At 69.1% G+C, this 6623-nt stretch carries 7 protein-coding genes and 4 pseudogenes; 4 read left to right on the top strand and 7 right to left on the bottom strand.

Annotation, left to right across the window (positions count from 1 at the left end; genetic code table 11):
- Positions 1-109: pseudogene (locus KBY19_RS36855) on the top strand (IS5/IS1182 family transposase); the annotation flags it as partial.
- On the opposite strand, the gene KBY19_RS36850 reads toward KBY19_RS36855, so the two are convergent.
- Together KBY19_RS36850 and KBY19_RS37330 are read right to left on the bottom strand one after the other, a co-directional pair.
- Positions 90-443, bottom strand: coding sequence for a DDE-type integrase/transposase/recombinase (locus KBY19_RS36850; protein WP_210966760.1), 354 nt, complete (start codon positions 441-443; stop codon positions 90-92). The pseudogene KBY19_RS36855 and the gene KBY19_RS36850 overlap by 20 nt on opposite strands.
- Before the next feature lie 135 nt (positions 444-578).
- Positions 579-764, bottom strand: a complete 186-nt coding sequence (locus KBY19_RS37330; RefSeq protein ID WP_282107116.1) for a hypothetical protein — start codon at positions 762-764, stop codon at positions 579-581.
- A 397-nt stretch (positions 765-1161) separates the two neighbouring features.
- Here KBY19_RS37330 and KBY19_RS25000 point away from each other — a divergent pair, with 397 nt between their 5' ends.
- The gene (locus KBY19_RS25000) at positions 1162-2640 is read left to right on the top strand and encodes a serine/threonine-protein kinase (RefSeq protein WP_210966758.1); all 1479 of its coding nucleotides are present in this window, start codon (positions 1162-1164) and stop codon (positions 2638-2640) included.
- Between the two features lie 40 nt (positions 2641-2680).
- On the opposite strand, the pseudogene KBY19_RS36840 reads toward KBY19_RS25000, so the two are convergent.
- The 4 genes and pseudogenes from KBY19_RS36840 to KBY19_RS24985 all read right to left on the bottom strand — a co-directional run.
- A pseudogene (locus tag KBY19_RS36840) lies at positions 2681-2824 on the bottom strand (IS5/IS1182 family transposase); the annotation flags it as partial.
- 56 nt (positions 2825-2880) lie between these two features.
- Positions 2881-3060 (bottom strand): annotated as a pseudogene (locus tag KBY19_RS37610) (IS630 family transposase); the annotation flags it as partial.
- A gap of 36 nt (positions 3061-3096) precedes the next feature.
- Positions 3097-3429, bottom strand: a complete 333-nt coding sequence (locus KBY19_RS24990; RefSeq protein ID WP_210956474.1) for a glyoxalase superfamily protein — start codon at positions 3427-3429, stop codon at positions 3097-3099.
- A 536-nt stretch (positions 3430-3965) separates the two neighbouring features.
- Complete coding sequence (locus KBY19_RS24985) at positions 3966-4844, bottom strand: sigma-70 family RNA polymerase sigma factor (protein ID WP_185015991.1); 879 nt, start codon at positions 4842-4844, stop codon at positions 3966-3968.
- An 83-nt stretch (positions 4845-4927) separates the two neighbouring features.
- Here KBY19_RS24985 and KBY19_RS24980 point away from each other — a divergent pair.
- Positions 4928-5239, top strand: a pseudogene (locus KBY19_RS24980) (carboxymuconolactone decarboxylase family protein); the annotation flags it as partial.
- 28 nt (positions 5240-5267) lie between these two features.
- On the opposite strand, the gene KBY19_RS24975 reads toward KBY19_RS24980, so the two are convergent.
- Positions 5268-5633 (bottom strand): MerR family transcriptional regulator, encoded by a 366-nt coding sequence (locus tag KBY19_RS24975; protein ID WP_099877241.1) that lies wholly within the window; start codon positions 5631-5633, stop codon positions 5268-5270.
- A 70-nt stretch (positions 5634-5703) separates the two neighbouring features.
- Between KBY19_RS24975 and KBY19_RS24970 the strand changes: the two genes are divergently transcribed.
- Positions 5704-6582 carry a polysaccharide deacetylase family protein gene (locus tag KBY19_RS24970; RefSeq protein ID WP_247691393.1) on the top strand — a complete coding sequence of 293 codons (879 nt, stop codon included), beginning with the start codon at positions 5704-5706 and terminating at the stop codon, positions 6580-6582.
- The last annotated feature ends 41 nt before the right edge of the window (positions 6583-6623 follow it).

Raw genomic sequence — 6623 nt, 5'->3', positions numbered from 1 at the left:
CAACAGGCTGAAGCAGTCCCGGGCAGTCGCCACCCGCTACGACAAGCGCGGATACGTCTTCCTCGGCACCGCCACAGCAGCAGCCCTGTTCATCTGGCTCCGCACATGATCGACCGGACAAGTCCTAACGGCCAGGGCCTGTTGTCGCTGTGATGGACCAGGCCGGGGCACGGACTTCTGGCTGCGATGGCGATGGCCAAGGCGTCGGTGACCAGTTGGATACGCATGTGGTCGGCCAGGGCCAAGCCCACGATCTTCCGCGAGAACACGTCGAGGACGACCGCCGGGTACAGCCAGCCCTCGTCGGCGGGCACGTAGGCGAAGTGGGCACTCCAGCGCAGGTTCGGCGCGGTCGTGGTGAAGCCCCGACCGATCAGGTCCGGCGCGGCTGTGGCCGTGCGGTCCTGGCGGGTCGGCGAGGCCCTCCCAGTGCGGCGGTGCACGCTTCAGGCCGGCGGCACGCGTCAGCCGGGCGACGTGCCTGCGGCCGATCGGCAGGTCGTCGACCTCACGCAGGTCAGCTCGGATCCGCGGAGCACTTGTCGAACAGCCGGTAGCAGGTCACCGGCCGGTCTCCCTCACGAAGAAAACCTGGCCTTGCGGAGGATCTCCTTCTCCTCGCGAAATTCCTTGACCTCGCGGCGCAACTGGGCGAGTTCCGCCTTCTCGTCGCTGGTCAGCCCGGGACGTTCCCCGGTATCCACCTGATCCTGGTGCACCCAGGTCCGGATGGTCTGCGCGGACGGCTCATACTCCTGGGCCAGCTCCTCCGGCGAGGGCCGGCGCGGACCAGGTACACGATCTGGCGACGGAATTCCGGCGGGTATGCGGGGCCGGTCCACGGCACGATGGACTCCTCCTTGCGGGGGCCGGTGTCCCCAAGCGGATGGCTGTCCACCAAACCGGAGCAATTTCGCTGGCGCGAACGGCGCTCGGCCGACGCGATGCCTGTCCACGCGGGCAGTACCGGGGCCGGGAGGCAAGGTCCCCCCAGCAGCACCGGGCCGCCGGAGGTCTCACCGCATCGTCACCAGGTATCCCGTGTGTACGCCGAGGAGGCTGGAGAGACGGTGTGGCGGCCGCCGCACCCGCCGTCTTCGCCGGTGTGGAGGCGTCTCGTATGCTGACCCCTGCCATGTCAAGGACAAGCAGGGGGCGGACATGGAGCGGGGAAAGCTCATCGCGGACCGTTACGAGCTGATCGGCCGTCTGGGCCGGGGCGGCATGGGCGAGGTGTGGGCCGCGCGGGATCGCGTGCTCCACCGTGAGGTCGCGCTCAAGCTGCTGGATCTCGACGGGGTTGCCCAGGCTGACCTGCCCCGGCGGTTCGAGCGAGAGGCGGTGGCCGCTGCCCAGATCGTCCACCCCAACGTCGCCGCCCTGTACGACCGGGGCGTCCACGATGACGTGCTGTTCCTGGTCATGGAGAAGGTGGACGGCCAGACGCTCACGGCGCGTCTCCAGGCTGAGAGTCCTTTCCCCCTGACGCGTGCCGTGGCCATCGCCAGCGGTATCTGCGCCGCGCTGGAGGCCGCCCACCGGGCCCAGGTCATCCACTACGACATCAAGCCCCACAACGTCATCCTCACCGGCGACGGGCTGGTGAAGGTCATCGACTTCGGGATCGCCGGGTTCGTCCAGGCCGCGTTCACCGTGGCGCACTCCTCCCAACTGACCCCGGCCGGAACGCCGGAGTTCGGCGCACCGGAGCAGTTCCTCATGGAACGCGGCGACGAACGCTCCGACCTGTACGCACTCGGTGGGATGCTCTTCGCGATGCTCGCCGGCCGGCCGCCCTTCACCGGGCACAACAGCATCGCGGTCGTGCGGCGCAAACTCGACGAGGAGGCCCCGCCCCTCGACGCGTTCCGCCCCGGCCTGCCGCTGGAGGTGACCGCGCTCGTCGCCGAACTACTGGAACGCGATCCCGACCGGCGCCCCCAGTCGGCACAGCAGGTCCAACAGCGGCTTCAGGCACTCCTGGCGTCGTGCGCGGCAGCGGAAGCCCCCACCGCGGCGATGCCCCCGACCCCTCCCACCCGCCTGTTGGACGACACGCAGCGCGCGCCCCGGCCGCCCTCCCCCGACTCCTGGAACCGCGCCTCCACCGACGAGACGCCGTTCACCGCGGACGCCCTGCTGCCGCGGCGGTTCACCAACGACATGGACATCGAGTTCGCCCGGATCGCCGAGGACACCCGCCTCTCCAGTGAAGCGGGCCCCAGCGACCTGGTCAGGGAACTCGCGCGCCGTGACTGTACCGGAATGGTCGTCGGCGTCTACGTGGAGCAGCCCGGTCCCCACGCCACGCCCGAGAACCCTGTCTACGTCTGCGTCCAGGTCTTCGCGTTCCCCGACTGGGCGATGGCCCGGGACGCGCACGGGTATCTGGGCGACGGGGGCGGGGCCTGGCGCCTCACCATCTGGAGCGCCCGCGACGGGGGCGGCCTCGCCCCCTGTCCCGACAAGGTCTACCGCAGCCACCGATGGCGGTACAGCTGGAGGGAAAACCGCTACCTGAGGGTGGCGGTGGCCTACCGCGCCGACCTCACCAACGACGGCTCCATCCGGCCCTGGCTGGCCGCAGCCGCCCGCAGGGCCGCGTTCTCCTCCGGGCCGCAGAACCACCACGGCACCTAGGTACTTTCGTTTGGTCATCGTGCGGCCAGATGAAGATGCCTGCGATGTGGAGTCCGGCGAGGTAGATGGTTGCGGTCTTGTCGTATCGGGTGGCGAGGCCGCGCCAGTGTTTGATGCGGTTGATGCGTCGTTCGACAGTGTTGCGCTGCTTGTAGGCCTCGCGTTCGAAGGCGGGTGGTCTGCCGCGCCTGCGGCGGGCGGCCTCGGCGTCCGGTCTGGCAACAACGGCTCAGTCCGGGCCCGGTCCGCGCTGGTGAACGTCACTTCGGCGCTCTTCGCCACGGGCATGCCCTGCGCGGACAGCAGCACCATCTGCGCCCGCCGCCAGGTCACCACCGACCCGCTGCCCTGGCGGATGATCCGCAGCAGGCGCTGCCCTTGGTCGTCATCGATCTCTCGGACGCGTACTCGCTCAGCCACCAGTACAGCTTCCTTGCCGCGCGCTGCTGGCGACGGTCATTCCGCCGGCGTGCCGATCCGCAGCCGGTTGCCGTCAGGGTCGCGCAGCTCGATCTCACGCGCCCACGGAGCGTCCTTCGTCTGCACACTGAACTCGGAGGCGATGGCCTCGACATCACGGACGCGGAGGTAGACCAACGTGTCGGGGCGGGCATCGCCCTTGTGCTCCGACAAGAACAACCGCACCCCGCCCCGGGCGACCTCGACGAACGCGGGGAGTCCCGGTTCGAAACGGTGTTCCCACTGCTTCGCGAAGCCCAGTCGCTCGTACCAGGCGACCGCCGCCGCAGCGTCCTCGACGCGAAGAATGGGAATGACTTCCTCGTCCATGGAGTCATCGTCGCAGACCGCCCAGGGCGAACGTTGCCTGATGCGGCGCTGGGCAGCGTTTGAGGAGTAGCCACCGAGCACACCAGCCACACGGTCGCGGTGGCGCCTCTGTCGTCAGGGGCAAGCTGTTCCGGCCGGGGGCTGTGCACCTATGGCTGCGGTGACCGCCGAGCAGGAGCACATCGGCGCATTTGCGGCTCGGGTGGCTAGCGGCCCAACCATCGGCGCAGGCGGCGCCTGCCTGGTCGGCGGGGTCGCCGCGTACGGGCCGCGCTCGTGCCCGCTGCGGGGCGGCCGGTCCACCGTGGGTCGTCGGAGACGACCGGTGGCCCATGGGGTGCGGGGGACCTGGAGCCAGTCGGCGCACGTCTCGCCGACGAGGTGACGGATCTGCCTGGGGTCGTGCCGGGATCCTGACGGGGTGCTGGCGGGGGCTCCCCTTCGGCTTCAAGCGCCGGCGGAACTGCCGTGCCCGCTGCGCACGCGCCCATACGCGCTATGCGCACCCAAGCCCGGCAACCAGCCCGGGAAGGACCTCACGCCGGATCCGGCAGCCCCATCAGCGCGAGCTTGGCAGGGTCGACCACGATCAGGATGTCGGCGATCCGTCCGTGGGCGACGGTGAACACGACGATCGAGAGAGGAGTGCCGTCCGCGCGCCAGGAGACGATCCCCGGTAGGCCGTTGACGAGCGCCGCCCGCCCTTGCGCGGCTGTGCCGGCGGACAGTTGCGCGCCGGCTGCGACGTTGGTGGCGCCGAGGGTGACGACGACGCCGGACGGCGTGTCGACGGTCAGTTTCACCTCGGGGTCGAGTACTCGCAGCAACCCCTCGAAGTAGCCGCCGCGAGCCGCCGCAAGGAAGGCCTGGACCACCTCTCGCTGCTCCCGTCCGACACCGGCCGGTCGCTCAGTCGCCTGCACCTTCCTGCGGGCGCGGCTGGCGAGCATCTTGGTGGCGGCGGTGGACCTGCCCAGGATCTGCCCTATTTCGTCGAACGGTACCGCGAACAGATCGTGCAGCACGAATGCCAGCCGTTCGCTCGGCCCGAGCGACTCCAGGACTACCAGCAGTGCGAGTCCGACCGAGTCGGCGAGCACTGCGTCGTCCTCGGGAACAGGACCGTCGTCGAGCGTCACCACGAGCTCGGACCCGCGGTCGTCGTAGGACGCCTCCGGGCGGGCCTGGCGCGCTCGCAGGAGATCGAGGCTGATCCGGCCGACCACCGTGGTCAGCCAGCCGCCGAGATTGTGGATGGTCGCCGCGTCGTGGCGGGAGAGGCGCAGCCAGGCCTCCTGGACCACGTCCTCGGCGTCGGCGTGCGGTCCGAGCATGCGGTGGGCGACCGCACGCAGCCGGTCGCGGTGGGCCTCGAACGCCTTGGCCGTCGGGTCGGCCGGACTGGTGTCGGACATGTTGTTACCTTCCTCGGCTCTGCTCCGTCATGGGTGATGACGGACCCGAAGGGGCTCAGGTAACCGATGAAGGAGCAACACCGATGGAAGCACGTATGAACGGCCGGGCGAATCCCGACGTGACCACAGCGATCCAGCACCTCTACAAGGCGATTCACGCCGGGGGCGTCGATGGGCGCCTGCTGTCGCTGGTCCATCTGCGTACCAGCCAGATCAACGGCTGCAGCCCGTGCGTTTTCGCCTCGATCGAGTCGGCGCACAAGGCTGGTGAGACGGCTGAGCGGCTGCACAACGTGGTCGCGTGGCGCGAGACGCCCTTCTACACCGAGGAGGAGCGGGCGGCCCTCGCCCTGACCGAGGCCGCCACCCGGCTCCAGGACGGCGCACCGGGCGTGGCAGCGCACGCGACACCCGCGCCCCGCGCTACCGGTCGTGTTCCGACGCGGTGTGGATCACGTCGTCCAGCACCCCGCGGGAGGTGGCCAGCTCGTTGATCATGCGGTCGATGCGATCCCGCTCGGCGGTGAGTTCGGCGATCAGCTCGGGTGTGGCCTCTTCCGAGGGGCCGCCGTCCGCGTCTCGCATGCACGGAAGCAGCCGCGCGATCTTCTTGCTGTGCAGCCCGGCGGCGAACAGTTCCTGGATACGAATGACCCGGTCCACACTCTGCTCCGGGTAGTCACGGTGTCCGCCGGGGGTGCGGTCGGGCGACAGCAGGCCCTGTTGCTCGTAGTACCGCAGGGATCGCTCGCTGACTCCCGTGCGCCGCGCAAGCTCACCAATGCGCATCTCGACCTCGCTCTCGGATGCCGACCCGGTGGTTGAATCTGACATTGATGTTAACTTCTACCGTGTCGGCATGACGAACACCATGGAGAACGAGCTCTTCGACTACAGCCCCATCACCGAGCGCCCGCCGATCAGTTGGCCCGGCGGTGCCAGAGTCGCCGCCTACATCGGGCTCAACATCGAGCACTTCCTGCTCGACCGCCCCTCCACCAGCCTCTGGCCCGGCACGGCGGACCTGGTCCCCGACGCGCTCAACTACGGCTGGCGCGACTACGGTGTCCGCGTCGGCATCTGGCGCACTATCGAGAGCTTGGACCGGCACGGCATCCGGGCCAGCGCATTGCTGAACTCCGCCGTCGCCGACCACTATCCCCAGATCATCGAGGCCGGGCGGGTCCGCAACTGGGCCTGGCTCGCCCACGGGCGTACCAACTCGATCCTGCAGACCGGTATGGGCCGCGACGAGGAACGCCGCTTCCTCTCCGACATCGTCGACACCATCGCCACCGCCACCGGTCAGCGACCGCGCGGCTGGATGGGGCCGGGGCTGACCGAGACATTCCACACCCCGAGCCTGCTGGCCGAGTTGGGCCTGAGTTACCTGCTCGACTGGACCAACGACGATCAGCCTTACCGACTGAATGTCCCCGGCATGCTCAGCGTTCCGTACTCGGTCGAGCTCAACGACCTGCTGCTGTTCGGCAAGGGCGTCACCGGGCCGGAGTTCGTACAGATCGTCAAGGACCAGTACGAGCAACTGCACGCCGACTCCGCACACAGCGGCCGGGTCATGGCGCTGGCCCTGCACCCGTTCGTCATCGGCCAGCCGTTCCGACACAAGTACCTCGACGAGGCGCTGGAATATCTCGCCGCCCAACCCGATATCTGGCTGACGACCAGCGACGAGATCGCAGAGCATTACCAGCGCACAGTCAGCGACAGCGCATAAGGCCTCTCCTCACGGTGGAGGCCGAGTTCGAGCCCGAGCAG

The organism is Streptomyces sp. B15 (assembly GCF_018070605.1).
GTDB classification, from domain to species: Bacteria; Actinomycetota; Actinomycetes; order Streptomycetales; family Streptomycetaceae; genus Streptomyces; species Streptomyces smyrnaeus.
This window is presented reverse-complemented; position numbering and strand designations above follow the sequence as displayed.